Source organism: Mesorhizobium calcicola, assembly GCF_042682105.1.
Lineage (GTDB): Bacteria > Pseudomonadota > Alphaproteobacteria > Rhizobiales > Rhizobiaceae > Mesorhizobium > Mesorhizobium calcicola.
In genome coordinates this window covers 1-25,132 of record NZ_JBHUGY010000071.1, presented here as the reverse complement: position 1 = coordinate 25,132, position 25,132 = coordinate 1, and the positions used below count along the sequence as shown (strand labels likewise).

The window sequence follows — 25,132 nt, the reverse complement described above, 5'->3', positions numbered from 1 at the left end:
GACAAAATCGAATCTGGTGGACTCGCATGCGACTCGGAGCCGGCCTGCGAGGCCTTTTGGCTGCCCTGGGTCGCTGACGCCGACACGAAAAAGCCAGACCTTGTTGCTATCCCGCTGTATCGGCGGCCAATCGATTCCGATAGGTTTTCGACGACCGGCTGGGATGGGCGTCCCTTCGGTCGGATTGGGCGAGATGGGCCGCGCATGGTCGCGGCCATCGGCATGGGGGGTGGTCATGAAGCGGGTTTTCCTGGCGTTCACGGTGGTGCTTGCGGCCTTGAACTTTGCGTGGGGCCCCGCGCAGGCCGAACCCGTCGTCACCTATGCGCTCGACAACGGGCTGCAGGTGGTGCTGGTATCAGACCATCGTGCGCCGAAGGTCGTGATGAACCTGCGTTACCGCGTCGGTTCGATGAATGAACCCGCCGGCCGCTCGGGTTTCGCCCATCTGTTCGAGCACCTGATGTTCTCCGGCACGCCGGCCTGGCCGAACGTGTTCGGCGCGCATGCCGCACTCGGCAACGAGATCAATGCCTGGACCACCGAGGACGGCACCGTGTTCTATGTCGACGGGCTGTCGTCGTCGCTGCCGATGATCCTGTCGCTGGAGGCCGACCGCATGGCCAATCTCGGCCGCTCGGTGACGCAGGCCAAGCTCGACCTGCAGCGCTCGGTGGTCAAGAACGAGATGCGCCAGAACGTGCTCGACAAGGCCGGCGCATCCGGCTGGGAGGCCTTCTGGTCGGGGCTGTTCCCGAAGCCGCATCCCTATAGCCGCATGGTCATCGGCTCGGTCGCCGACCTCGACGCGGCGACGCTGGACGACGTGCGCGGTTTCTTCAACACCTACTACCTGCCCAACAATGCGGTGCTGGTGCTGGTCGGCGACCTCAAGGTCGATGACACCAAGGCACTGATCGCCGACACGTTCGGCCTGATACCGCGCGGCGCCGATGTGGCGCGGCCAGCGGTGCCCGAGCCGACGCCGGCGCGGCTCAAGCTGGTGCTCGATGATCGTGTGCCGAGCCCCGTCGTCGTGGTCGGCTTCAGCGGCCCGGCGGCGCAATCGCCCGACAATGGCGCGCTCAGCATCGCCGCCGAACTGCTCGGCAATGGCGAATATGGTTTCCTGCGCAATCGCCTCGTCTCGGAACAGGGTATCGCCACCTATGCCAGTGCGAGCTGGACGGGCGGTTTGCTCGGCGGCCGCTTCACCTTCGAGGCGGGCGCGGCGGCAGGCGTGACGCCCGAAGCGCTCGAAAGCGCGATGAAAACCGCGTTCGCGGATTTCCAGAAGACGCCGCTCGACCCGGCCGATGTCGAACGCGCGCGCAACGGCATATTGCTGGCCACACGGCTCGGCAGCGAGGCGCTGAAGGACCGCGCCGGCAGCGTTTCCTACAACGCCGACATTCTCGGTGACGCACAAAGCGCGCTGGTCGACGATCCGCGTGTCAAGAATGCCAGCGTCGCCGATGTCGAAGCAACGATGAAGCGGCTTCTGAAACCGGAAGACGCCAGCGTGCTGGTGCTGAAGCCGGGCCCGCGCGGCGGCTACCCCGATGCGCTGATCGGATCGTCCGGCACGCCGCAGCCGTTCACGGCGCCGGAGCGGGCAGCGATCGACATTCCGAAACATGCGGCCGGCGAAGCGCCTTCGGCAGTGTTGCCGGCCATGGAAACGGCGACGCTGTCGAACGGCATCAAGCTCGTCCACTACACCATGCCGGAAGCGCCGATGGTCTATGTGGCGGCCAGCGCCGAAGGTGGCTGGAACAGCGTGCCGCAAGGCAAGGAAGGGCTGCTGGAGCTTGCCGCAAGCATGGCGATGCGCGGCGCCGGCGAGCGCGGCTCGGCCGACTTCGCCAAGGCGACCAGCGACATTGGCGCCAGCGTCGGCTACCAGGCCGGATACCTGACCACCGCGATGACGCTCGGCGTGCCGCCGGAAAAACTGGATCAAGGTCTCGGCCTGCTTGCCGACGCGGTGCTGAAGCCGCGTTTCGACAAGGCCGACTGGAGCGTGCTGATGGCGCAAACGGTCGACTGGCTCAATGGCCGTGAGGCCGACCTGCCGGGCGTTGCCGGCCGCGCGGCAAAGGCGGCGCTCATTGCGCAGGTGCCTGGCAAGGCGGCGATCGACTGGTCGGCAAAGGCGCTCGCCTCGATCTCGCTCGACGATGCCAGGGCCGCCTTCAAGACGGAGTTCACGCCGAAGGCGGTGACGTTCTACAGCGTCGGCCCGATGCCGGTCGCGACCGTCGCGGCGGGCCTCGAAAAGGCGTTCGGCGCTTGGGCGGATGATGCCGCCGGCTATGCCGCCGAGCCATCGCCGGCGGCGCGTTTCAATGGCGGCCGGAAGGTGCTGCTGGTGCCCGAACCTGGGGCCAGCCAGTCGGCCCTGTTCGTGGCAAGGCCGGCGCCGGGCACCGACGAAAGCGAGCGCGCTGAATCGACCGCGGTCGCCAATCTGCTCGGCGACGATTTTTCCAGCCGGTTGAACTCGGTGATCCGCGAGGAAAAGGGCTATTCCTATGGCGTGTCGAGCTATCTGCTGAGCCCGATGAAGGCCGGCTCGGGACTGGTGGTGGCAACCACCGTCGAGCGGGCGAATACCGGTCCGGCGATCACCGAGATCCTGAAAGGCTTTGCCGGCCTGACCACATTGCCGGTGGCGCAGGACGAGGTCGACCGCACGGTGACGGTCTATCGCCGGGCGCTGGCCGGATCGGCCGAGACCTCGGCCGGCGTGTTCGGTTCGCTGATCGGCGCCGTCGGCTCCGGTTCGACGCTGGAGGACCAACAGAGCCGGATGACGGCGCGCACCCAGCTGACGCTCGGCGCGGTGCAGAAACAGGCGCTGGCACTGTCATCGCTCGATCCGTCGCTGATCGTGGTGGCCGGCGACCCGGATGTGGTGATGCCGCAGCTTGCCGCGATCGGCCTCAGGGATGTCGAGACCGTCAAGCGCGACGATGAAGGAGAGCAGACGGCGGCGCGGGCGCTTGATCTTCTCGGCGGCAAGCAGCAGGCACCGCTGTCCGCCTCGCCATGGCGGGTCGGCGATGGCGGCACGACGCGGGCGGTGCATTCCTGTGCTTCGGCGAAGGATTGCGGCGCGCAGATCCACGCCGATTGATCGGTTCAATGCGCGGCCGCCGGCCGCGCGCAAATTGGCACTGTTGTTTTCGGGGGAAACGATGAGCGATTCATTTCAGGAAGTTACATCCGTCTCGTGGTTCGGGCGGATCAAGCGTGCGGTCGGTGGGGTCATCTTCGGCCTGCTTTTGATCGTGCTGATGGTGATCGGGCTGTTCTGGAACGAGGGCCGCGCGGTGCAGACGGCACGCTCGCTGGCCGAAGGGGCCGGCGCCGTGGTCTCCGTCGGCGCCGACAGCGTCGATGCCGCCAATGACGGCAAACTGGTGCATCTCAGCGGGCCGGCGACGGCGGATAGCGGCCTGTCCGACCCGGATTTCGGCATTGCGGCGCAAGGGCTGCGTCTGTCGCGTGACGTCGAGATGTATCAATGGAAGGAAGAGTCCAAATCCGAGACCACCAAGAAGCTTGGCGGCGGCGAGGAGACGGTGACCACCTACAGCTATTCGAAGGTGTGGAACGACAGCCAGATCGACTCGTCGGGCTTCAAGAAGCCGGACGGGCACCAGAATCCGCCGATGGCGATCCACGGTCGGACTTTCCAGATTCCGGAAGGCAAGCTTGGCGCTTTCACGCTCGACACACCCGTGCTCGACCGCATCGAGGGCGACAAGGACTATTCGCTGTCGCCCGACCGGTCGGCCGCGATCAAGGCTGCCTATACGGGCGCGAAGCCCCTCAGCATCGTCGACGGCAAGATCTATCTCGGTGCCGACACGACAACGCCGGCGCTGGGCGACTACCGCATCGGCTACGAACTGGCGCCACTCGGCGTGGTCAGCATCGTCGCGCGTCAGGCCGGCAGCCGGTTCGAGCCTTACCAGACGGTGGCCGGCGACCAATTGCTGATGGTCGACACCGGCACTGTGCCGGCCGACAAGATGTTCGCCGAAGCAGTCAGCGCAAACACGCTGATCACCTGGCTGCTGCGCGCTGCTGGCCTGCTGCTGCTGACGATCGGCTTTGCCCTGTTCCTCGCCCCGATCGGCGTGATCCTCGACGTCATACCGTTCCTCGGCAGCATGGCGCGGATGGGAACCGGCATCATCGCCTTCTTCCTGGCGATCCTGGTCGGCACGACGACGATTGCGATTGCCTGGTTCTGGTATCGGCCTGTGCTGGCGGCAGGCATCCTGGCAGCCGGCGTCATCGCCGCGGCGGCGGTCTACTATCTCGGCCGCTCACGCAAGGCAGCCGCATCAGCGGTCGCGCCAAGCACCGGCACCTGATCGCGAGAGCCGGGCGGCATTGCCGCCCGGTCCCCTGGTTTAGCTCATGCCTGTTGTTGTCCCAAAACCGTGGCGCGCTTTTGGGCGACAGGCTTTTACCTGTCCTCGAAGCCGGTCAGCACGCCGACGGCGTTGACGCCGATCTCTTCCACCGCGTAGCCGCCTTCCATCACGAACAGCGTCGGCAGACCGAGCCTGGCGATGCGGCGGCCGATCTTCGGATAATCGGGGCTCTTGAGCTTGAACTGGCTGATCGGGTCCTTCTCGAAGGTGTCGACGCCGAGCGAGACGATGACGACGTCCGGCGCGTAAGCGGTAAGCCTGGTGCAGGCATCTTCCAGCGAGGCATTCCAGGCGTCCCAGTCGGTGCCGAACGGCATCGGATAGTTGATGTTGAAGCCTTCGCCGGCGCCAGAACCGCGTTCATCGGCATGGCCAAGGAAAAAGGGATACTCGACCATCGGATCGCCGTGCAGGTTGAGGACCTGCACGTCAGCGCGGTCATAGAAGATCTCCTGCGTGCCGTTGCCATGGTGGTAGTCGATATCGAGGATGGACACACGGCCGGCGCCCTGGTCGCGGAACCATTGCGCGGCGACGGCGGCGTTGTTGATGAAGCAATAGCCGCCCATGAAGCCTGCTCCGGCATGATGGCCCGGCGGGCGGCAGAGCGCGAAGGCGGATGCCTCGCCATTCTTGACCAGGCCGGCGGCGGTCAGCGCCACGTCATAGGACGACTTGATCGCGGCCCATGTGCCTTCGACGAAGGTGGCGCCGGCATCGAAGGAATAGTAGCCGAGCAGGGCGTCGATGCGCTTTGGCGGCACGTCGCCGCGCAGGCCGCGCGTCGGCCAGGTGAAGGGCATCGCCGAGCCCGTGAAGCCGGCTTCTACCCATTGCGGCCAGACTGTCGGCAGGAAGTCGATGTAATCGGCCTTGTGGATGCGCCTGGCGGCGGCGAGGTCGTGCTCGGCCGGCGCGATGATCGGACCTAGCTTTTCGCTTTCGACCCGCGCCTTGATGAATTCGGCCCGCGAGGGCTTTTCGAAACCCGGCACGATGGCGCTTGTGACCAGTTCCATCTGCCCGGCATGGCCGGCGTGGAGTGGCGAATAGACAGTCTTCATAAAATTCCTCTCGAAGTGCGAAAATCAGTCAAGATTGAGATAGGGGTTCACCAGAGCGAGCCACATGGTTTCGACGTCGTCCTCGATGAGGTCGAAGGTCCTGCGATCTTTTTTCAGCCCCACCAGCCGGCAGACGTGCCCGACCTCCATCATCACCACGCCGAGCCGGCTGGCGATCTTGCCTTCAAGAGCCGGGTTCACATGCTGCAACCATTGGGCGTAGAGGGCGATGATCTGGTCGTCATATTCGTTCTGGATCGGCCTGAGGTCGGCGTTGCCTGAAATGGCCTCGATCACCGGCATCAGGCTGGCGTTTTCGAGATAGAGCTTGGACGTGTCGATGAAAAGCTTGCGCACTTCTCGCCGAAACTCTTCGCGGTTGGTGGGCGGGGCGACCTTGATGCGCTTCGCGATCACCTCGGGAAAGGATGACAGCCAGCGCCGGGCGAGGTCCAGCAGGATGGCTTCCTTGTTGGGAAAGTATTGGTAGATCGAACCGACCGACAAGCCCGCGCGCTGCGCAATGGCGAGCGTCGTCGGCGTCTTGGTTCCTTGCTCCCGCGTCAAGATCAGCGCCGCGTCGAGAATCCTGTCGACCACCTTGCTCGACCGTTGTTGTCGCGGCTGCTTGCGCGGTTCGAGCGCTATCCTGGTTTTGCGGTCGAGACTGCGCTTCACTGCCTGATGTCCCCGTTCCCAGCCCGCGCAGGGTGCTGTCCACAATACAGTCCAAATTCCGTATGTTGACAAACGCGAATAATTAGTCGCATTCTTTATTCACGCTGCCTTCGGGGATGACAAGGGGAATTTCGAGGACAGCGCGCCGGCATCATTTTTTCCCATGGCGCCGCTCCGGTGGAGTGGCCGGTCCTGGGCGCAGGGTTGTCGGTCTCAGTCAGTCGTCAAAAGCGCGGAGTCGCGATGTCTGTCACGGGTGCGGGTCGTAGTGCTGATCTGATCGTCATCAACGGTCGTGTGCTGACCATGGACGATGACAATCCCGCCACCGAGGCTGTTGCCGTCAAGGACGGCGCCATCGTCGCCATTGGCACCCGCGCCTCCATCGAAGAGCTCAAGGGACCGGCCACCAAGGTCATCGACGCCAAGGGCTGTTCGGTGATCCCGGGCTTCATCGAAGCCCACATGCATCTGTTTTCAGGCGGGGCTGAACTTGCCCACCTGCAGCTCACCGGTATTCACGGGTTCGAGGCGCTGCAAAAGGCGATCCGCGACTACGCGCCAACGCAGCCGGACGCGAAAATGCTGGTCGGGCAGGGCGTCGACTACACCGTGCTCGGCAGCGAGCGGGTGACACGTCACCATCTCGACGCCATTTTGCCCGATCGCCCCTTCTGCATGGCCGCGCCCGATCATCACACAATGTGGGCCAACACAAGGGCGCTGGAAATGGCGGGCATCCTGCATGGGCGCACGCTCGGCCCGGGCAACGAGATCGTCATGGGCGATGACGGCCTCGCCGCGGGCGAATTGCGCGAGGGCGAAGCGTTCGGTCCGGTGCTCGACCTTGCCGGCGAAAGCCGGGTGCGGCTGGGCCTGGCGACTGGCGGCGAGCCGGACCCGATGCCGACCGTGGCCGAGCGGGCCGCCGACCGCGATATCATGCGGCGCGGGCTGGCCTGGTGCGCGCGCCACGGCATCACCTCGATCCACAACATGGACGGCAATCTCTATCAGCTTGAGCTGCTGGCCGAGATCGAAGCCGAGGAAGGGCTGCCCTGCCGCGTGCAGATACCGTTCCACTACAAGAATTTCATGACGCTCGACATGCTCGACAAGGCCTCGCTGATGGCCGAGCGCTACAACAGAGAGTGGCTGTCATCGGGCATGGTCAAGGTGTTCTACGACGGCGTGCTCGATTCCTGGACAGCCGTCATGGTCGAGCCCTATGCCGACCGTCCGGATTGGGTGGGCGAGCCGCTGTTCACGCCGCAACAATTCATCGATCTGGCCGTCGCCGTCGACAGACGTGGGCTGCAGATGGCCGTGCACTCGATCGGCGACGGCGCGGTGCGTGCAGTGCTCGACGGTTACGAGGCGGCGCGGAACGCCAATGGCAAGCGCGACAGCCGCCACCGGGTTGAGCATATCGAGGTCACCACCACCGCCGATGTTCCGCGTTTCGCCGAACTCGGCGTCATCGCCTCCATGCAACCGCCGCACCCGCCTGGCGCCATGGATTTTCCGCTGGAGCCGACGGTATCGCGCATCGGCCCGGCCCGCTGGCCGCTGAGCTATGCCTGGCGGACCTTGAAGGATGCCGGCGCGCATGTCGTCTTCGCATCGGACTGGCCGGTGTCGCCGATCGATCCAATCCTGGGCATTCAGGCGGCGGTGTTGCGCAAACCGTGGGCAGAAAGCGACCCGGACCAAAGCTTCTCGCTGCATGAATCCCTTGCCGGCTACACAGTCGAAGGAGCCTATGCCGAATTCGCCGAGCATCGCAAAGGCATGTTGAAGCCCGGCTACATGGCCGATCTGGTGGTGCTCTCGGCCGATCTGGAAGCGACAGCGCCGGAGGCGTTGCATAAGGTACGGCCGGTGACGACGATCTGTGGCGGCAAGGTCACCTATCAGACCTGACAATGGCATGGAGCTTGCTAGCCAAGTTACGAATTGAACTGTGATTCAATGCCGGCTTGCCAACACACCGGCCTTGTGTTCACATCAAACAGGGGAAAATTCCGCCAGCAAGAGCGGGGTCAACAGTGAGGCGTAATCGTGCCGGACAAACCGGGTCGGAATGCGATTGAAGTTGTCAAAGTAAGCAAAATTTTTGGATCAGGAGAGGGGCAAGTCGCTGCCCTCGACACGGTCTCGGTATCCATCCGCGAGAACGAGTTCTTCACGCTGCTCGGTCCGTCCGGCTGCGGAAAGACGACGCTGCTGCGGCTGATTGCGGGTTTCGACTTTCCAACCGCCGGCGAAATCCTGCTCTATGGCCAGGACATCGCGCCGTTGCCGCCGTTCAAGCGGCCGGTCAACACCGTCTTCCAGTCCTATGCGCTGTTCCCGCATATGACGGTCGCCGACAACATCGGCTTTGGCCTGGAGATGCTGGGCAAGCCGAAGGCCGAGATCGAGGCGCGTGTCGACGCGATGCTGAAGCTGGTCAAGATGGAGGCGCTGAGCAGCCGCCGCACCAGCCAGATCTCCGGCGGCCAGCAGCAGCGTGTGGCGCTCGCACGGGCACTCGCGCCGCAGCCGAAAGTGCTGCTGCTCGATGAGCCGCTCTCGGCGCTCGACTACAAGCTGCGCAAGGAGATGCAGATCGAACTGAAGCGGCTGCAGCACGAGACCGGCATCACCTTCATCTTCGTCACGCACGACCAGGAAGAGGCGCTGACGATGTCGGACCGCATCGCGGTGATGTCGTCGGGCAAGATCCTGCAGGTCGGGTCGCCCTGGGATATCTACGACAAGCCGGCGGAACGCTTCGTCGCCGACTTCATCGGTGAGACCAACTTCCTCACCGCCGCCATATCGGGCACCGGCAACGGCAAGGCGCGCGCGACGCTCAAATCCGGCACGACCATCGAGGCGACAGTTGCCGAAGGGTTCCAGCCGAAGGATAATGCCACCGTGGTGGTGCGGCCCGAGCATGCCAAGCTGACCAAGGACGAGGGCGACCTGTCGGGCATGGTCGAAAACATCGTCTATTTCGGCACCGACACGCATATCCATGTCCAGCTCGACAGCGGCGAGGCCTTCACCGTGCGCCAGCAGAACACGCGCAGCGCAGGCTGCGGTTTCGAGCGCGGCGACAAGGTCGGCATCCTGATCGGCAACGACGCCGCGCAAGTGCTGAGGGACTGATGGCCACCGCGGAAGAAATCGCCAAGGCAGCGGAACGGCGTGATGTCCGTGACCGATGGCTTTTGTCGGCGCCGGCGCTGCTGGTCATCCTGCTCGCCGCGACCGGCCCGTTGCTGATTGTGCTTGTCTACTCGTTCCTGACGCCCGGCGCCTACGGCGACGTGAAGTGGCAGTTTTCGCCCGATGCCTGGGTGTCGGTGTTCATGGAACGTGACATTTTCGACGACACGCTTTCGCTCGCGGCAGCGCATGTCACCATCTTCTGGCGCTCGATCAAGCTTGCGGTGGTGACGACGCTGGCCACTTTGGCGCTTGGCTTCCCGACCGCCTATTTCATGGCGACGCGCAGCGAAAAGACCCGCGACCTCTGGCTGTTCCTGATCACCATACCGTTCTGGACCAACCTTCTGATCCGCACCTTCGCGGTGCTGCAGATCATCCGCAATGAAGGCATCGTCAACACCGTCCTGCTCAAGCTCGGCATCATCTCGGCGCCGATCCAGATTCTCTTCACCGATACGGCGATCCTGATCGGCATGGCCTATGTCTACCTGCCGCTGATGGTGCTGCCGATCTACGCCAGCATGGAAAAGCTCGATTTTCGCCTGGTCGAGGCGGGCTACGATCTCTACGCGACACGCTTCAAGGTGCTGCGGAAGATCATTTTCCCGCTGGTCAAACCCGGCGTCATCGCCGGCTCGATCCTGGTCTTCATTCCGGCACTCGGCGCCTATGTGACGCCGGTTGTGCTTGGCGGCGGCAAGAACATGATGCTGTCCAACCTGATCGAATTGCAGTTCGGACAAGGCCGCAACTGGCCGCTTGGCTCGGCGCTGTCGATCACGGTGATGGTCATCGTCATGCTGGCGCTGCTTGCCTATGTGCGCAACGCCGGCAAGTCAGGGGTGCGTCATGGCTAGCAACTTCTCCATCAAGCACCAGCCGGGCTTCACGACGATCGCGGCGACCTGCTTCGTCGTGCTCTATCTGCCCATCATCGTGCTGGTCGTCTACGCCTTCAACGCGGCGAGCTCGACATCCGAATGGGGTGGCTTTTCGCTGCGATGGTTCCAGTCGGCATACCAGAACATGCAGGTCATCGACGCAACCCTGCGCTCGTTCCAGATCGGTGCCATCGCGGCGGTGCTGTCGACCATCTTCGCGACCATGGCGGCGCTCGCCACCACGCGCACCGCCGCCTATCCCGGCCTCACCTTCAAATATGCGGCGATCAACCAGCCGCTGATGGTGCCCGAGATCGTCACCGGCGTGGCGCTGCTGATCTTCTTCTCGCGCATCAAGATCTTCACCGGCTATTCCGGCCTCGGCTACCTGATCGCGGCGCACACGGCATTCTGCATTCCGTTCGCCTATCTGCCGATCCGGGCGCGGCTGGAGAATATGGACCTGACGCTGGAACGCGCCGCGGCGGATCTCTACGCGACGCCGTGGAAGACCTTCCGCCGCATCACGCTGCCGCTTTTGTGGCCCGGTATCCTGGCCGGTCTGATGCTGGCCTTCGTCATCTCGCTCGACGACGTCGTCATCACCGAGTTCGTCAAGTCGGGCGGCCAGGACACTCTGCCCACTTACATGCTCGGCCAGATCCGCCGTGGCGTGACACCCGAGATCAACGCGATATCGACCGCTTTCCTGCTGCTTTCGGTCGCGATCGTCACGTTGTTTTTCTTCGTCAGCAGGAAACGAGACTGAACCTGAAATGGGAGTTAGAATGATGAACTGGAAGACAACAGCGACCGCCATGGGGTTGGCGTTGCTCGCTTCGACGGGCCTGGCCCGCGCAGATGGCGTGCTGAACATCTACAATTGGGGCAACTACACCAGCCCCGATGTGATCAAGAAGTTCGAGCAGAAATACAACGTCAAGGTGTCGATCACCGACTACGATTCCAACGACACCGCGCTCGCCAAGGTTCGCCAGGGCGGCACCGGCTTCGACATCGCCGTGCCGTCGCAGACCTATGTGCAGATCTGGATCAAGGAAGGTCTCCTGCTCGAGACCGATCCGGGCAAGATGGAGAACTTCAAGAACGTCGCGCCGGAATGGGCCAATCCTGAATTCGATCCGGGCCGCAAATATTCGGTGCCGTGGGCCTGGGGCACGATCGGCGTCGTCGTCAACACCGATGCCTACAAGGGTCCGGCCGATACGTGGGGCATCGTCTTCAATGCGCCCGACGAGCTGAAGGGCAAGGTCAACGTCGTTCCCGAGATGAATGACGTCATCTTCGCGGCGATCAAATATGTCGGCGGCCAGCAATGCACCGACGACAAGGCGGTGCTGAAGAAGGTGCGCGACACGCTCGTCGCGGCCAAGCCGAACTGGATCGCGATGGAATACAATACCATCGAGAAGATGGGCGCCGGCGACTTCAAGGCAACCAGCGACTGGAACGGCTCGGCGCTGCGCCAGCGTCTGGCCAACCCGGCCATCCATTACAACTATCCGAAGGAAGGCTTTGGCCTGTGGAGCGACAACGTCGTCGTTCTGAAGGAAGCCAAGAACGTCGAGAACGCCAAGCTGTTCCAGAACTTCATCATGGATCCGGAAAACGCGGCTGGCCTCTCGGCCTTCCACCGCTATGCCAACGCCATCACCGGCTCGGACAAATACATGCCAGCCGACATGAAGGATGCGCCGGAAGTCGTCATTCCGGCCGACGCCAAGCCGAAAGGCGAATTCCAGAAGATGTGCGCGCCGGAAATCCAGGACATCTACACCAAGATCTGGACCGAACTGCAGAAGTAACTGCGTTTCAACGGACCCGGCGGCTAGAGCATGATGCCGAAAAGTGTGAAACGGTTTTCGGACGACATCATGCCCTATCTCTCTGACTTAGAGACGGATTCAGATTTCAGGTCGAACCGACCTGAAATCATCCGTCTCTAGGCCGCCGGGTCCGTTTTTCTGTTGCCGGGGCTTGGCCTTCATGGACTCCTATCGCAATTCCGATCCGCGGCCACCGATCATGCAAGGCTCGCCGCCCGCCATGGTGCTGCCAAAGCTCGACTGGGACCGGCCGCCATGGAACCGCTGGGCGTTCCAGCATGTCAGAGAGTTCCTGCCGACCGCCGAAGTCTGGCGCGGCAATGGCCATCGTCACCGTCTCGAACGCGCCGAGGTCGATCTCGACGGGTTGCCGGTCGAAGACAGCGGCGGCCAGCCGACGACGCTCGCGGGATTGCTCGACGAGACCTATACGGACGGCTTCCTGGTGCTCAAGGACGGCAAGGTCGCCTATGAGCGCTACTTCAACGGCATGGGCGAGCGGTCGCTGCATCTGTCGCAGTCGATGGCGAAGTCGGTCACCGGCTCGGTGTTCGGCATACTGGTCGGGCGTGGCCTGATCGATCCGGCCAGGCCGGTGACGGACTACCTGCCGGAGCTCAGCGTCACCGGCTGGGCGGGCGCCAGCGTCCAGCACGTGCTCGACATGACGAGCGGGGTGCGCTTTTCCGAGGCGTATACCGACCGCTATTCGGACATCGGCCAGGTCGATGTCGCCACAGGCTGGAAGCCGGTGCCGCCGGGCAGCGATCCGGCCTTTCGCTGGCCCTCGCATATGTTCGAGCTGATCTTGGGCTTGAAGGAAACGATCCGCCCGCATGGTGCGGCCTTCGAATATCGCTCGATTGAGACCGATGTGCTCGCCTTCATCATGGAGCGGGTGACCGGCAAGCGTCTCCCGCAGCTGGTTTCGGAAGAGCTCTGGCAAAAGCTCGGCACTGATGAAAGCGCCTGTTTCACCGTCGACAGCGCCGGCTATGCGGTCGCCGACGGCGGCTTCAACGCGACGCTGCGCGACTATGGCCGCTTCGGCCAGCTGATCCTCGACAATGGCGGCGGCGTGGTGCCGGCCGACTGGATCGAGGCGACGCGCAACGGCAGGCACGGCCCGGACTTCAATCCCAGCCTGCCCGAAGGCAGCTACCGCAACCAGTTCTGGATCGAGGATCCGCGCTCGCGCGCGCTGATGTGCCGGGGCGTGTTCGGACAGATGATCCACATCGACTGGAACAGCCGTACGGTCGTGGTGAAGCTTTCGACCTATCCGGATTTCAGCAATGTCGCCTATTCGGTGGCGACGGTGAAGGCCGTGCGCGCCATCGCCGCCGCGCTCGACTAAGAGGCTGTTTGGAAACTCACTCCAGCGGCCATCTGGTGGCGTTTTCTGCGCTTCCGGTACTCACGGACCCGAAAGTCCGCTCCGCTCCGGTTCTCGAAACCACCGCCATATGACTCCCCGGAGCGACTTTCGAAACAGCCTCCAAGAAACCCAAAGAAATCCAGAAGGAAACGCCATGAGTGGCAAGACCGCGTTCGAGACCCGATACGGCTTCCGCCGCAACGAGGTGCTGCTCGCCAACTGGCGCGAAAACCCGTTCAACCGCTGGTCGTTCCAGAATCTCGGCGAACTGGTGCCGACGGCGCCGGTAGCGGCCGCGCCTGGTGGTGTCGAGACACCGGCGCGGGATATCAGCGGGCTGCTCGGCGAAAAGGTTTCGGTTGCCGATGGGCCAGAGACAGTGGACGAATTTCTCGCGCGCTCGAGCACCGACGCGCTGACGGTGATGAAAGGCGGCAAGGTCATCGGCGACTGGTTCGCGCCGCATATGGATTTCGGCGCCCGCCATATCATCTTTTCGATCAGCAAGTCGCTGACCGCCATCGTCGCCGGCATATTGGAAGGCGAGGGGATGTTCGACCCGAAAGCCCCGGTGACGCACTACATTCCGGAAGCCGCCGGCTCGGCCTATGGAGATGCCAGCGCCAGGCATGTGCTCGACATGAGCGTCAGCCTCGATTTCGAGGAGGCCTATCTCGATCCGGAAAGCGCCTTTGCCCGCTATCGCCGGGCGACGCTGTGGAATCCGGGCGGCGGCACCGAGAGCCTGCGCGAATTCATCCTGACCTTGCAGCGCCTTGCCGAGCCGCATGGCCAGACCTTCCGCTACCGCTCGCCCAATTCCGACCTGCTCGGCATCCTGCTCGAGCGCGCCTCCGGCCAGCGCTTCTGCGACCTGATGCGCGACAAATTGTGGCTGCCGCTCGGCGCCGTCAGCGAAGCCTCGATCGGTGTCGACATGGAAGGAACGGCGCGCACCGCCGGCGGCATTTCGGTGACGCCGCGCGACCTGGCGCGCATCGGCGAGATGATGCGGCAAGGCGGCACGGCGAATGGCCGGCGCATCGTGGCGGAAGCCTGGGTGCGCGACACGACCGTCACCGGCGGCAGTGCGGAAGCCTGGCAGCGCGGCGCGATGCTGCCGCTGTTCCCGAAGGGCCGCTATCGCAATAAATGGTACCAGACCGGTGCCGAAAACGGCGCCTATTGCGGCATCGGCATCCACGGCCAGTGGCTCTATGTCGATCCCAGGACCGAAGTGGTGATCGCCAAGATGTCGTCGCAGCCGGAGCCGGTCGACGATCCGCTCGATATCGAGATCGTCGCCTTTTTCGAGGCGCTGAGCCGGATGGTCTGAGCTTCCCTTAAGCCGTCAGACGAGCACGCGCTTTCCTGTGGACCCGCTGGGCTGATGAAAATGCGGCGGGTTGGCGGACTGAACGTCTGCGCCTATGGTCGCCGCTCTTTTCGAAAAGAGCAGGAACGACATGGCATCCGACATCAAGCGCATTGCAGCCATCATCGCGGCCGAGATCACCGCGCGGCCCGAACAGGCGGCGGCGGCGATAGAGCTGCTCGACGAGGGGGCGACGGTGCCGTTCGTGGCGCGCTACCGCAAGGAGGTGACCGGCGGGCTGGACGATACGCAGCTGCGGCTACTTTCGGAGCGTCTCGCCTATCTGCGCGAGCTCGACGCGCGCCGCGACACCATCCTCGGTTCCATTCGCGAGCAGGGCAAGCTGACCGACGAGCTTGAAGGCAAGATCATCGCCGCCACCACAAAGGCGGAGCTGGAAGACATCTATCTGCCCTACAAGCCGAAGCGCCGGACCAAGGCCGAGATCGCCAGGGAGCGCGGGCTGGGGCCGCTGGCGGAGGCCATCCTGGCCGACCGGTCGCTGGTGCCGACCGAGCTGGCGCTGGCCTATGTCAGCGAAGAAGTGGCCGATGCCAAGGGGGCGCTCGAAGGCGCGCGCGACATCCTGTCGGAACAGTTCGCCGAGAATGCCGACCTCGTCGGCAAATTGCGCGCCTACATGAAGGAGCGCGCCTTCATGCGCGCCAAGGTGGTCGACGGCAAGCAGGAGGCCGGCGCGAAATTCTCCGACTATTTCGACCATGTCGAGCGCTGGGCAAATGTGCCGAGCCATCGCGCGCTGGCGATGCTGCGCGGCCGCAATGAGGAGGTGCTGTCGCTCGACATCGAGGTCGATGCCGATGACACCTCACCGGTGAAGCCGGTCGAGCGGATGATCGCCAACGCCTATGCCATCGGAGGCAGCCTGCCCGGCGACCGCTGGCTGATGGAGGTGGCGGGCTGGACCTGGCGGATAAAACTGTCGCTGCATCTGACGCTCGACCTGATGCGGGATCTGCGCGAGCGCGCCGAGGAAGATGCGATCCATGTCTTTGCCCGCAATCTGAAGGATTTGCTGCTGGCCGCCCCTGCCGGTTCGCGCGCCACGATGGGGCTCGACCCCGGCATCCGCACCGGCGTCAAGGTGGCGGTGGTCGATGACACAGGCAAGCTGCTGACAACGACGACGGTCTATCCGTTTCCACCCAGGAACGATGTGCGCGGCACGCAAGCGGAACTCGCCAAACTCATTCGCCTGCACAAGGTCGAGCTGATCTCGATCGGCAATGGCACCGGCAGCCGCGAGACCGAAAAGCTGGTGGCGGACATGCTGTCTGACATGCCTGCGGATGGTGGGCCGAAGCCGCTCAAGGTGATCGTCAGCGAGGCGGGCGCCTCGGTCTATTCGGCTTCAGCGACGGCGGCGGCGGAATTTCCCGGCCTCGACGTGTCGCTGCGCGGCGCGGTGTCGATCGCGCGGCGGCTGCAGGATCCGTTGGCCGAGCTGGTCAAGATCGAGCCCAAGTCGATCGGCGTCGGCCAGTACCAGCACGATGTCGACCAGTACCGGCTCGGCCGCTCGCTGGAAGCGGTGGTCGAGGACGCGGTCAACGCGGTCGGCGTCGATCTCAACACCGCCTCGGCGCCGCTGCTGGCGCGCGTTTCGGGCCTTGGCGCGTCGCTGGCCGACGCCATCGTCGCGCATCGCGATGCGACCGGCCCCTTCGCCAGCCGCAAGGACCTGCTGAAGGTGTCCCGCCTTGGCCCTCGCGCGTTCGAGCAATGCGCCGGCTTCCTGCGCATCGCCAATGGCAGCGAGCCGCTCGATGCCTCGTCGGTGCATCCGGAAGCCTATGGCGTGGCCAAGAAGATCGTCGCCGCCTGCGGCCGCGACGTGCGCGCGCTGATGGGCGACAGTGCCGTTCTGAAGGCGCTCGATCCGCGCGTCTTCGTCGACGAGCGTTTCGGCCTGCCGACGGTGCGCGACATCCTGACGGAGCTGGAAAAGCCGGGCCGCGATCCGCGCCCCGGCTTCAAGACCGCGACCTTCGCCGACGGCGTCGACGACATCAAGGATCTGAAGCCTGGCATGCTGCTGGAAGGCACCGTCACCAATGTCGCCGCCTTCGGCGCCTTCGTCGATATCGGCGTCCACCAGGACGGGCTGGTGCATGTCTCGCAACTGGCCGACCGTTTCATCAAGGACGCGCATGAGGTGGTCAAGGCGGGTGATGTGGTCAAGGTGCGCGTCGTAGATGTCGACATCAAGCGCAAGCGCATCGCACTTTCGATGCGCAAGGATGGCGGCGAGGGTGGTGCATCGCGCAGCGGGCCGCGCGACACAGGCGGCAGGCCGGCGCCGCGCTCGCCAGCGCCACAACGCCAGCCGGAACGGCCAGCCCAGCAAGGTGCGTTCGGCGCTGCACTGGCCGATGCGCTGAAGCGGAAGTAGTTGTTTTGCGGCAGCCCAAAGTACGCGCTCACATTTTGGATATCCCGATCCGAAAACAGGGCCGAAGTCGGCGCCGCCCCTCATCGCCCTGCCGGGCGCTTCTCCCCGTATATTGACGGGAGAAGGGGGCTGGCCGCAACCTCGGCGCCTATCTTGAGACGTTAGCGATTAGCGAAACCGGCGATGGGAGCGCCCCTCTCCCCGTCACTATACGGGGAGAGGATGCCGGCAGGCAGGTGAGGGGCAGCGCCAACGGCGGAGAAGGGAATGGGCGAAATCGAAAGCTGAGGCGACTGTCCTGCGACCGCCATTGTTCACGGCTTTTCGCCGCTGTATTTCGCTTCAAGCCGCGCAAACACCTGCTCGGCCGGAATGCCCGGGCCGCTTTCCACGCCTTTGCGAATGGCGTCCTGCCGGGCGAGATGCCTCAGCAGCCAGTCGCGAAAGCTGGCGACCGGCGGGTGGCCGCGCTTGTCGTGCGGGACGACGAGGTAGTAAGCGCTGCGGCTTTGCATCGGCTGGCCGGGCGCCGGCACCAACTGGCCGCGCTGCAATTCGCCCGCGATCAGGATCAGCGGCAACAAGGCGACGCCGAGCCCCGCCATGCAGGCCTGGGCGGCGGTGCCGAACTGTTCGAACTGCATGCCTGGTCCGGTCGGCGCGCTCAGACCCTGATGCTCGAACCATTCGGTCCAGGCGCCGGGGCGCGTCGCCATGTGCAGCAGCGGCAAACGGCCGATGTCGGCCGGCGTTGCGATGGCGCGGCCGGCGAGGAATTCCGGCGACGCGACCGGCGCCACCGTTTCGCGCACCAAGAGCGTCGAGTCGGCCTCGGGCCAGTCCGGCAAGCCGTAGTGGATGGCGGCATCCAGCCGTTCGCGGGCGAAATCGAAGCGGCCGACACGGGTGACGAAGTTGATGGTGATATCGGGATTGTTTTCGACGAAATCGGGGATCATCGGCATCAGCCAGCGCGTGCCGAAGGTCGGCAGGATGGCGAGGTTCAGGATGCCACTATGCCGATTGCTCATCAATCCAAGGGCCGCGTCGCGCAACTGGCCGAGTGCTGAACGCACCGCTTCGGCGTAGATTTCCCCCGCCGTCGACAGCCTGACATTACGGCTGTCGCGTTCGAACAGCCGGCGGCCGAACTGATCCTCCAGCAATCGGATCTGCCGGCTGACCGCGCCTTGCGTCAGATCCAGTTCCTGGGCGGCGGCGGTGAAACTGCCGAGACGGGCCACGGCTTCGAAGGCGGCAAGGGCGCTGATGTTGGGCAAAAGGCGGCGCTGGACACTCATGATCCATTACTAACGCTCATTGATCGGCGAAGCAATTTCGTTTGATTTTTTCGGGCCGCAGGTCGATAAGCCGAGCCAAGATTTTGCTTCGTGCATGTCGTCATCCCAAAACCGCTGACACTTTTGGGCGACCTGCAGCAGTTGGGAGAGAGCCATGGCCGCCGACAAGAATGCCTTCGTCTGGGAAGACCCGTTCCTGATCGAGGACCAGCTTTCGGAAGACGAGCGCATGGTGCGCGACGGTGCCGCGGCCTTCGCCGCCGACAAGCTCGCGCCGCGCATCGAGGAGGCCTATCTCAACGAGACCTTCGACACCGCGATCTTCCGCGAGATGGGCGATGCCGGCCTGCTCGGCATCAACATTCCGGAAGAGTTCGGCGGGCTCGGCGCCAACTATGTGACCTACGGGCTGGTCGCGCGGGAAGTCGAACGCGTCGATTCCGGCTATCGCTCGATGATGTCGGTGCAGTCGTCACTGGTGATGTATCCGATCTACGCCTATGGCTCGGACGAACAGCGCAAGAAATATTTGCCCAAGCTCGCCAGCGGCGAGTGGATCGGCTGTTTCGGCCTGACCGAGCCGGATGCCGGCTCCGACCCGGGCGGCATGAAAACGCGCGCCGAGAAGACCGCCAATGGCTACAAGATCTCCGGCTCCAAGATGTGGATTTCCAATTCGCCGGTCGCCGACGTGTTCGTCGTCTGGGCGAAGTTGAAAGGCGAGAACGGCAAGGACGAGATCCGTGGTTTCGTGCTGGAAAAAGGCATGAAGGGGCTGTCGGCGCCGAAGATCGGCGGCAAGCTGTCGCTGCGCGCGTCGATCACCGGTGAAGTCGTGATGGAAGGCGTCGAGGTCGGCGAGGATGCGCTGCTGCCCAACGCCAGGGGCCTTGGCGGTCCGTTCGGCTGTCTCAACCGGGCTCGCTACGGCATCTCGTGGGGTTCGATGGGTGCGGCCGAAGATTGCTGGCACCGCGCCCGCCAGTATGGTCTCGATCGCAAGCAGTTCGGCAAGCCGCTGGCTGGCACGCAGCTGTACCAGAAGAAGCTCGCCGATATGCAGACCGAGATCGCGCTCGGGCTGCAGGCTAGCCTGCGCGTCGGGCGGTTGCTCGATGAAGGCAAGATGGCGCCGGAAATGATCTCGATCGTCAAGCGCAACAATTGCGGCAAGGCGCTCGACATCGCCCGCCAGGCCCGCGACATGCATGGCGGCAACGGCATCCAGATCGGCTACCACGTCATGCGCCACGCGCAGAACCTGGAGACCGTCAACACCTATGAGGGCACGCATGACGTGCACGCACTGATCCTGGGAAGGGCGCAGACGGGCATTCAGGCGTTTTTCTAAGCCGGCAACACCTGCTTAAATTAGGTGCACCGCAACATCTGTGCTTGGAGAATGGCCGGCAGATGTGTCAGGGTTCAGCGAAATTCGTTTGAAACGCTGACTTCCGGGGCTCCATGGCAATTCTGGCAGCTGTCTACCATCTGACCCACTACAAATATGACCGGCCCGTGGTTCTCGGTCCGCAGATCATCAGGCTGCAGCCGGCGCCGCATTCCCGCACCAAGGTGCTGAGCCATTCGCTGAAGGTCGAGCCGGCGAACCACTTCGTCAATCTGCAGCAGGATCCCTACGGCAACTTCCTCGCCCGTTTCGTCTTCCCCGAGCCGGTGACGGAATTGAAGATCGAGGTCGATCTCGTCGCCGACATGACGGTCTACAATCCGTTCGATTTCTTCGTCGAGCCGTCGGCCGAGGCGTTTCCGTTCGAGTACCCGGAAGAGATCCGCGACGATCTCGCCATCTACCGCACGCCGGAGCCGGCCGGCCCGCTGCTTTCGGCCTTGCTCGGGACCATCGACCGCAGCGCCAAGAACACCGTCAACTTCCTCGTCGACCTCAATGCCCGGCTGCAGCGCGAGATCGCCTATATCGTGCGCATGGAGACCGGCGTGTTCTCGCCGGAAGAGACGCTGGCCGCGAAGAAAGGCTCGTGCCGGGATTCGAGCTGGCTGCTGGTGCAGATCCTGCGCAATCTCGGCATCGCCGCGCGCTTCGTCTCCGGCTATCTGATCCAACTCAAGCCGGATCTCGTCGCGCTCGACGGACCGCCGGGAACCGCCGTCGACTTCACCGACCTGCATGCCTGGTGCGAGGTCTATCTTCCCGGCGCCGGCTGGATCGGCTTCGATCCGACCTCGGGCCTGCTCACCGGCGAAAGCCATGTGCCGCTCGCCGCGACGCCGCATTTCCGCAATGCCGCGCCGATTTCCGGCATGGCGAGCTTTGCCAATGTCGAATTCGGCTTCGAGATGCGGGTCGACCGCATCGCCGAACATCCGCGCATCACCAAGCCGTTCTCCGATGAAAGCTGGCAGGCGCTCGACGCACTCGGCAACAAGGTCGATGCCGCACTTGCGGAAGGGGACGTGCGGCTGACCATGGGCGGCGAACCGACCTTCGTCTCGATCGACGATTTCGAGTCCGCCGAGTGGAACACCGCCGCCGTCGGCCCGACCAAGCGCGAAAAGGCCGATGCGCTGATCCGGAAACTGCGCGAGCGCTTTGCTCCCGGCGGCTTCCTGCATTACGGCCAAGGCAAATGGTATCCGGGCGAGAGCCTGCCGCGCTGGACCTTCTCGCTCTACTGGCGTGCCGATGGCGAGCCGGTGTGGAGCGACCCGTCGCTGATCGCGCGCGAAAAGAGCGCGGCTGATGTCGGGCCGAAACAGGCCGAAAGCCTGCTGACGGCGATTGCCGGCGAGCTTGGCATCGACAAGACCATGGTCAGCGAAGCCTATGAGGATCCGGCCGAGTGGCTGCTCAAGGAAGGCAAGCTGCCCGACAATGTCGACCCGTCCAACTCCAAGCTGGAGGATCCGGAAGAGCGCAGCCGCATGGCGAAAGTGTTCGAACGCGGGCTGACCAAGCCGTCCGGCTACGTGCTGCCGGTGCAGCGCTGGAACAGCCAGGCGTCGGGACCACACTGGCGCTCGGAAAAGTGGAAGACGCGGCGCGGCCGGCTGTTCCTGGTGCCGGGCGATTCACCCGTCGGCTATCGCTTGCCGCTCGGTACGCTTCCCTATGTGCCGCCGGCGCAGTTCCCCTATATCGTGCCGGTCGATCCGTCGCTGCCGCGCGGGCCGCTGCCGGCGCGCGAGGCGATCCTGCCTGTCGCGGCTCCAGCCGAGCTTGAAGGCGCCGATGAAATGGCACGCCGCCAGCAGGCTGCGTCGTTCACCGCGGCGACCGGCCAGCAGGACCGGGTCGAGCAGGAAATCACCGAGATCGGCGGCGCGGTGCGCACGGCACTCTCGGTCGAGCCGCGCGACGGGCGGCTCTGCGTGTTCATGCCGCCGGTCGAGGCGCTCGAAGACTATCTTGAACTGGTCGCCGCCGCCGAGAATGCGGCCAAGGCGATCGGCCTGCCCGTGCATATCGAAGGCTATGGCCCGCCGCACGATCCGCGCCTCAACGTCATTCGCGTCGCGCCCGATCCGGGCGTCATCGAGGTCAACATCCATCCCGCCGCCAACTGGCAGGATTGCGTGGCGACGACGACGGCGATCTACGAGGAGGCGCGGCAGACACGGCTTGGCGCCGACAAGTTCATGATCGACGGCCGTCACACCGGCACCGGCGGCGGCAATCACGTCGTCGTCGGCGGCGCGACGCCCAATGACAGCCCGTTCCTGCGCCGGCCCGATTTGTTGAAGAGCCTGGTGCTGCAATGGCAGCGGCATCCGTCGCTGTCCTACCTGTTCTCCGGCCTGTTCATTGGCCCGACCAGCCAGGCGCCGCGCTTCGACGAGGCGCGCCACGACTCGCTCTACGAACTCGAGATCGCGATGGCGCAGGTGCCGCATCCGGACCAGGGCGCGGCACCCTTGCCGTGGCTGGTCGACCGGCTGTTCCGCAACCTGCTGACCGACGTCACGGGCAATACGCACCGTTCGGAAATCTGCATCGACAAGCTGTTCTCGCCTGATGGACCAACCGGCCGGCTCGGGCTGGTCGAGTTCCGCGGTTTCGAGATGCCGCCCAATGCGCGCATGAGCCTAGCGCAGCAATTGCTTGTCAGGGCAATCATTGCCCGCGCGTGGAAGAACCCGCTCGACGGCCGCTTCGTGCGCTGGGGCACCTCGCTGCATGATCGTTTCATGCTGCCGCATCATGTCTGGGCGGATTTTCTCGATGTGCTCGACGATCTCAAGCTCAACGGCTTCGAGTTCCGTCCCGAATGGTTCGACGCCCAACTCGAATTCCGCTTTCCGTTCTGCGGCGAGGTCCAGCACGCCGGCATCAAGCTGGAGTTGCGGCAGGCACTGGAACCCTGGCACGTCATGGGTGAGCAAGGCGCGATCGGCGGTACCGTGCGTTTCGTCGATTCCTCGGTCGAACGACTGCAGGTCAAGACGGAGGGGCTGAACCCCGAGCGCCATGCGGTGGTCTGCAACGGCCGCATCGTGCCGATGAAGGTGACCGACAACAGAGAGGTCGCGGTGGCGGGCGTCCGCTTCAAGGCCTGGCAGCCGGCTTCGGGCCTGCATCCGGCGCTGCCGGTCAACACGCCGCTGGTGTTCGATATCTATGACCGCTGGTCGGGCCGCGCGATCGGCGGCTGCGTCTACCATGTCGCCCATCCGGGCGGGCGCAATTACGATACCTTCCCGGTCAACGGCAACGAGGCGGAGGCACGGCGGCTCGCCCGCTTCGAACCGCGCGGCCATACGCCGTCCTTCTATGTGCTGCGCGAGGAACAACCGGCGGAAGATTTCCCGATGACCCTTGACCTTCGGCGTCCACCAAGACTGTGATCGGACATGGCAAAGGGGAATCACAAAAGGGTACGCGGCAAGCCGCAGATCCACAGCCTGCTGGAGCACTACCAGCCGATCGACGGCGTCGTCGACGAGATGGTCGACGCGTCTGGCAATCCCCGTCCGGTCTGGAAGCATTTCATCGAGGCGCTTGACGAGCTGGGTGCCGAAAAACTCGGCCAGCGTTTTGCCCGCGCCGATCAGTATCTGCGCGACGCCGGCGTCTACTACCGCGTCTACGATAAGGCCGGCGCCAACGAGCGCGAATGGCCGCTGGCGCATGTTCCGGTTCTGATCGAAGACAACGAGTGGGCCGCGATCAGCGCCGGCCTCGTGCAGCGCGCCGAGCTGTTCGAGGAAACCATTGCCGATATTTACGGCCCGAACCGGCTGGTCGAAAAGGGCATCCTGCCGGCCGGGCTGATCGCGGCCAGCACCGAATATTTGCGACCTGTCGTCGGCACCAGGCCGGCCGGCGGCCATTTCCTGCATTTCTGCGCTTTCGAACTTGGCCGCGGGCCTGACGGCCAGTGGTGGGTGCTGGGCGACCGCACCCAGGCGCCGTCGGGCGCCGGCTTTGCGCTGGAGAACCGCGTCGCCACCACGCGCGCGCTGTCCGACATCTATGGCGAGATGCATGTGCACCGTCTTGCAGGCTTTTTCCGCCGCTTTCGCGACGCGCTGATCGGCATGGCCAAGGAGACCGACGGCCGTGTCGCCATCCTGACGCCGGGGCCGCTCAACGAAACCTATTACGAACACGCCTACATCGCCCGCTATCTCGGCATCATGCTGCTCGAAGGCGAGGATCTGACCGTCTCCGGCGGCAGGCTGATGGTGCGCACGGTTTCCGGCTTGATGCCGATCAGTGTTTTGTGGCGGCGGCTCGACGCCGCCTTCGCCGATCCGCTCGAACTGCGCTCGGATTCGCAGATCGGCACGCCGGGCCTGGTCGAGGCGATCCGCCAGGGCGCGGTTGCGACCGTCAATGCGCTTGGGTCCGGCCTGATGGAAACACGCGCGCTGCTCGCCTTCCTGCCCAAGATTTCGCGCGCCTTGCGGGGCGAGGAGTTGCTTTTGCCGAGCGTCGCGACATGGTGGTGCGGCCAGGCGAGCGAACGCGCGCATGTGCTGGCCAATATCGACCGCATGGTGATCGGCCCGGCGCTGTCGACAAGACTCGCCTTTGAAGATGACGACCAGACGAAGCTCGGCTCGGCATTGTCCGCCGGGGAACGGGCGGAGCTGGTGGCGCGCATCGAACGCGAGGGTGGCGCCTTCGTCGGCCAGGAAGCAGTGACGCTTTCGACGACACCGGTCTATGTCGGCGGCTGGCTGGAGCCACGGCCGGCGAGCCTGCGCGTCTATCTGGCCCGAACGCCGGAGGGCTGGACGGTGATGCCGGGCGGTTTTGCCCGCGTCGGCCTGTCGCTCGATCCGACGGCGATCGCCATGCAGCGCGGCGGCCAGGCGGCTGACGTCTGGGTGGTCAGCGACCAGCCGGTGGAGCGCGAGACGCTGCTGCCGCAAGAAGGCGACAGCTTCACCCGCACCAGGCCGGGCAGCTTGCCCAGCCGCGCGGCGGAGAACCTGACCTGGCTCGGCCGCTACATCGAACGCTCGGAAGACACGGTGCGCATCCTGCGCGCCTATCATGTGCGGCTGGCCGAGACGTCCGATCCGGACATGCCGCTGCTC

Annotated in this window: 16 protein-coding genes; 13 read left to right on the top strand and 3 right to left on the bottom strand. The window is 64.4% G+C overall.

All coding sequences use genetic code 11. The features are described from left to right. Window positions 1–235: 235 nt before the first annotated feature. Both ACFSQT_RS35205 and ACFSQT_RS35200 read left to right on the top strand, forming a co-directional pair. Entirely contained in the window at window positions 236–3,139 is a 2,904-nt protein-coding gene (locus ACFSQT_RS35205) for a M16 family metallopeptidase (RefSeq protein ID WP_379026644.1), read from the top strand. Between the two features lie 61 nt (window positions 3,140–3,200). Continuing rightward, the gene (locus tag ACFSQT_RS35200) at window positions 3,201–4,388 is read left to right on the top strand and encodes a TMEM43 family protein (protein WP_379026643.1); all 1,188 of its coding nucleotides are present in this window, start codon (window positions 3,201–3,203) and stop codon (window positions 4,386–4,388) included. A 95-nt stretch (window positions 4,389–4,483) separates the two neighbouring features. Here ACFSQT_RS35200 and ACFSQT_RS35195 read toward each other — a convergent pair whose 3' ends face one another. Both ACFSQT_RS35195 and ACFSQT_RS35190 read right to left on the bottom strand, forming a co-directional pair. Then, window positions 4,484–5,515: a histone deacetylase family protein gene (locus ACFSQT_RS35195; RefSeq protein ID WP_379026642.1), complete on the bottom strand. Its 1,032-nt coding sequence runs from the start codon at window positions 5,513–5,515 to the stop codon at window positions 4,484–4,486. A 24-nt stretch (window positions 5,516–5,539) separates the two neighbouring features. Continuing rightward, window positions 5,540–6,193: a TetR/AcrR family transcriptional regulator gene (locus tag ACFSQT_RS35190; RefSeq protein ID WP_379026641.1), complete on the bottom strand. Its 654-nt coding sequence runs from the start codon at window positions 6,191–6,193 to the stop codon at window positions 5,540–5,542. Window positions 6,194–6,436: 243 nt separating this feature from the next. On the opposite strand from ACFSQT_RS35190, the gene ACFSQT_RS35185 reads away from it, so the two are divergent. From ACFSQT_RS35185 to ACFSQT_RS35150, 8 genes are all read left to right on the top strand, one after another. Next, the gene (locus ACFSQT_RS35185) at window positions 6,437–8,116 is read left to right on the top strand and encodes an amidohydrolase (RefSeq protein WP_379026640.1); all 1,680 of its coding nucleotides are present in this window, start codon (window positions 6,437–6,439) and stop codon (window positions 8,114–8,116) included. Between the two features lie 138 nt (window positions 8,117–8,254). Continuing rightward, window positions 8,255–9,349: an ABC transporter ATP-binding protein gene (locus ACFSQT_RS35180; protein ID WP_379026639.1), complete on the top strand. Its 1,095-nt coding sequence runs from the start codon at window positions 8,255–8,257 to the stop codon at window positions 9,347–9,349. Continuing rightward, window positions 9,349–10,269, top strand: coding sequence for an ABC transporter permease (locus ACFSQT_RS35175; RefSeq protein ID WP_379026638.1), 921 nt, complete (start codon window positions 9,349–9,351; stop codon window positions 10,267–10,269). The genes ACFSQT_RS35180 and ACFSQT_RS35175 overlap by 1 nt, the downstream gene beginning before the upstream one ends. Continuing rightward, a complete protein-coding gene (locus ACFSQT_RS35170; RefSeq protein ID WP_379026637.1) occupies window positions 10,262–11,062 on the top strand; it encodes an ABC transporter permease in 801 nt (266 codons plus the stop codon). The genes ACFSQT_RS35175 and ACFSQT_RS35170 overlap by 8 nt, the downstream gene beginning before the upstream one ends. A gap of 22 nt (window positions 11,063–11,084) precedes the next feature. Beyond that, the gene (locus ACFSQT_RS35165; RefSeq protein WP_379026636.1) at window positions 11,085–12,119 is read left to right on the top strand and encodes an ABC transporter substrate-binding protein; all 1,035 of its coding nucleotides are present in this window, start codon (window positions 11,085–11,087) and stop codon (window positions 12,117–12,119) included. A 181-nt stretch (window positions 12,120–12,300) separates the two neighbouring features. Next, a complete protein-coding gene (locus ACFSQT_RS35160; protein ID WP_379026635.1) occupies window positions 12,301–13,497 on the top strand; it encodes a serine hydrolase domain-containing protein in 1,197 nt (398 codons plus the stop codon). 175 nt (window positions 13,498–13,672) lie between these two features. Continuing rightward, window positions 13,673–14,854 (top strand): serine hydrolase domain-containing protein, encoded by a 1,182-nt coding sequence (locus ACFSQT_RS35155; RefSeq protein ID WP_379026634.1) that lies wholly within the window; start codon window positions 13,673–13,675, stop codon window positions 14,852–14,854. A 130-nt stretch (window positions 14,855–14,984) separates the two neighbouring features. Continuing rightward, window positions 14,985–17,306 (top strand): Tex family protein, encoded by a 2,322-nt coding sequence (locus ACFSQT_RS35150; protein WP_379026633.1) that lies wholly within the window; start codon window positions 14,985–14,987, stop codon window positions 17,304–17,306. 314 nt (window positions 17,307–17,620) lie between these two features. Here the strand turns inward: ACFSQT_RS35150 and ACFSQT_RS35145 are convergent, their stop codons facing one another. Further along, window positions 17,621–18,607, bottom strand: a complete 987-nt coding sequence (locus tag ACFSQT_RS35145) for a LysR family transcriptional regulator (protein WP_379026632.1) — start codon at window positions 18,605–18,607, stop codon at window positions 17,621–17,623. Window positions 18,608–18,761: 154 nt separating this feature from the next. Between ACFSQT_RS35145 and ACFSQT_RS35140 the strand changes: the two genes are divergently transcribed. The 3 genes from ACFSQT_RS35140 to ACFSQT_RS35130 all read left to right on the top strand — a co-directional run. Beyond that, a complete protein-coding gene (locus ACFSQT_RS35140; protein ID WP_379026631.1) occupies window positions 18,762–19,958 on the top strand; it encodes an acyl-CoA dehydrogenase in 1,197 nt (398 codons plus the stop codon). A gap of 113 nt (window positions 19,959–20,071) precedes the next feature. Beyond that, window positions 20,072–23,431: a transglutaminase family protein gene (locus tag ACFSQT_RS35135; RefSeq protein ID WP_379026630.1), complete on the top strand. Its 3,360-nt coding sequence runs from the start codon at window positions 20,072–20,074 to the stop codon at window positions 23,429–23,431. 6 nt (window positions 23,432–23,437) lie between these two features. Further along, a partial coding sequence (locus ACFSQT_RS35130; protein ID WP_379026629.1) for a circularly permuted type 2 ATP-grasp protein occupies window positions 23,438–25,132 on the top strand: 1,695 nt, incomplete at its 3' end.